Annotated in this window: 2 protein-coding genes; one reads left to right on the top strand and one right to left on the bottom strand. The window is 32.8% G+C overall.

Features of this window, described 5'->3' with window-relative positions:
* The coding region (locus J6Y29_05255; GenBank protein MBP5427277.1) for a hypothetical protein at positions 1 to 1236 on the bottom strand (1236 nt) is incomplete at its 3' end.
* A gap of 339 nt (positions 1237 to 1575) precedes the next feature.
* Here J6Y29_05255 and J6Y29_05250 point away from each other — a divergent pair.
* Positions 1576 to 2700 (top strand): hypothetical protein (locus J6Y29_05250; GenBank protein ID MBP5427276.1); only part of this gene is annotated, 1125 nt, incomplete at its 3' end.

Here is a 2700-nt window from a genome sequence, read left to right as displayed (position 1 = left end):
TTCTGGTTTTGCACCATATAAATCACTGCCTATTGCAAGACAACCTTTAAGGCTTATAAAGCCAATTGTTCCTTTTGTTTGTGCTTCTCTATAGAAAGCAAAGGTATCATTATCTTGTGCTGTATTTTCTGTGAAGGTGGAGAAGATGAATTCAACTAGACCACCGTTATATTTATTATTTGAGAAATATGCGTATGTTAAAGAATAGAGGGATGAACCATAGTCTGCTTTATTATTAAAGATATTACATCCAAAGAATCTAATTGGTTGGCCAGATATACTATGTGCGCATATTGCTCCGCCATATGTGGCTTCGTTATTCTTAATAGTTACATTTTCAAAGATAAATTCCCCAGAACCACTTGTTTTAGGAGAAACGCCTATACCGCCGCCGAAAATAGTTTTGTTGTTTGAAACAACAGAATTTTTAAGAGATCCAGTTACGCCACCTAAATACATACCGCCACCACAGTTTTGCATATTAGATTGGTTAACATCTAAAGGTATGAAGTGGTTGTCATGGATATTTAATCCATCTAAGGTTGCATTGCAGTTTGCAACAGTTAATCCTGCACTCTTATAAGCGTAGTTGTTTTTGAATTCACAATTAGACATATTTACGTTCATCATTGTATTAGATAAATGAATGGTATCGAATTCACAGTAGTTAGAGAAGAATAAAGAATTTTCTATGGTTATGTTCTTAGTTCTATCAAAGTATTGGTTTTCAACCATTATTGCAGGACCAGATGGGGATGCGTAGTGGTGAATAGAACAATTAGAGATAGTTAAATCATAATAGCCAGTTGTTCCTTCTATACAGATTTTGTCATCTCTTGAGCCAAAGATAACATCAAATTCTTCTTCAGCATAAATATTTAAGGTAGATGCATCAAAGCAACCATCAAATTCAATGTTTTTTATAGATATATAAATCTTATCTGAAGAGGAGATAGGTGCATCTATTTTTATATATACATTTTTAATAGTATTAATAGAATCTTTAGCAATGATAGATACGCTATAGTTTAAAGATATAGTAGATCCTTCAAGATCCATATTACCAACCTTAATTACATCTGCCTTTCTTGCCAAAGCATCTAAAAGATCTTGTTTATTGTTAGCAACATACTCATTCTGTGCATATGCGGCATTATTTGGTATTAAAAAAACAATAGATAATGCCAAAGTTAAAACAAATACAAATATAGTTAGTAAGCTTAAAACACGTCTCATGGCTTGATTATAACATAGAGGTGCATTTTTTCAAATATACAGATGGGTACAATGTAATACCCGCACGGGTATATATCAATTTCTTAGAAATTTAGTTAATATAATTAACTATGAATTTTTACACCATCCAAGAATTATACAACGGGTATTTAAGATTAAAAGAAACACATACTAAAATTTTAGACAATAAAGAAGGGTAAAAAACAAAACAATATCCGTTTGGGTATATAAGTTTACCCAGCCTTAGTATAGAAAGCCAATTATTCTATGAATAAAATTATTTATAAGTAAAATACACACCCGCGACAAAAGTGGGGGAGAAAAATAAGGAGACAACATATGACAAAACGTACGACTATAATATCTGTTGCGTTAATTGCAGTGCTACTAGCATTATTATGTTTTTGCTTAATGGTGACACTTAGCAATAATAATACAGATGTAGCTCACGCTGAATATGTGCCTATGGGAAATCCAATATCAACCGAACAAGACTTTTTGGTGGCATTGGCTCAAGGCGGTAGAAAATATTTAACGCGTGATATAGGTATGCAAAATAATTATAGTTTCACCCTAACAAATGATCTTATTTTAGATTTAAATGGGTTTGGTATTACTCCCGGAAATTATACTTACATCATGATTTATACAAATGGACACAATCTTACACTTCAGTCTAGTTACCCTGGTGAAGGTGGCGTTAATGCACAAATATATTTAACAATTGGTATGCAAATGGAGAAATCCACGCTCACAATTGATGATGGTGTCTTCGTTTCTTCTGTTAACATTGTTCGTGAAAACGGAAGATATAATCTAGATAACCTATTTGAAAAAATCAAATTAAAGAATGGAGTTATACAATCTCTTTCCTATCGTGAAGATACTTATTGTAAAAACTACTATTCAACAACTCAAGATCTAGAAGGCTTTAAAGACAAGGTAGAATTTGGTACCGGTTCTCTATATGTAGATCAAAAGAAAGTTGCTAATGCAGAGGATTTTTGGAGTAAAGTAGATTTTGATACAGAAGCTCCTCCAGGAATTCATGGACATTTTGTGGCTTGTTTGCCAGATCCAGATCCTTTTGATACAACTTTGACATTAAACTTAAAAAAACTACCAACTGCTGAAGAAAATGGTATCGTTGAGATTAAAACAGTTTATGCTGACGAAGAAACGGAAAGAACCCATTTTGGTAGTGAATCTACAAAGGACTGGTATCGTTCAGTAAATGGCGGTGGATATCAAGAGTGTACAGCATATAATGGGAATTTTGCTAACTATGGTAATGTTTTTGAGGATAGAAATATTACACTTGGTGCAAACTCATATACATACTATACAACTGCTGTAAATGGTTTACGTTTTGGTGATATCATTGTTACAACAAGTAAGTATACTATTTATTCTACTCCATATGCCCCAGTTTCTGCCGGTGTTAATGGTCAACATAATGTTGTT

The organism is Clostridiales bacterium (genome assembly GCA_017961515.1).
In the GTDB taxonomy this organism is placed as follows: Bacteria; Bacillota; Clostridia; order Acetivibrionales; family RGIG10202; genus RGIG10202.
This window is presented reverse-complemented; position numbering and strand designations above follow the sequence as displayed.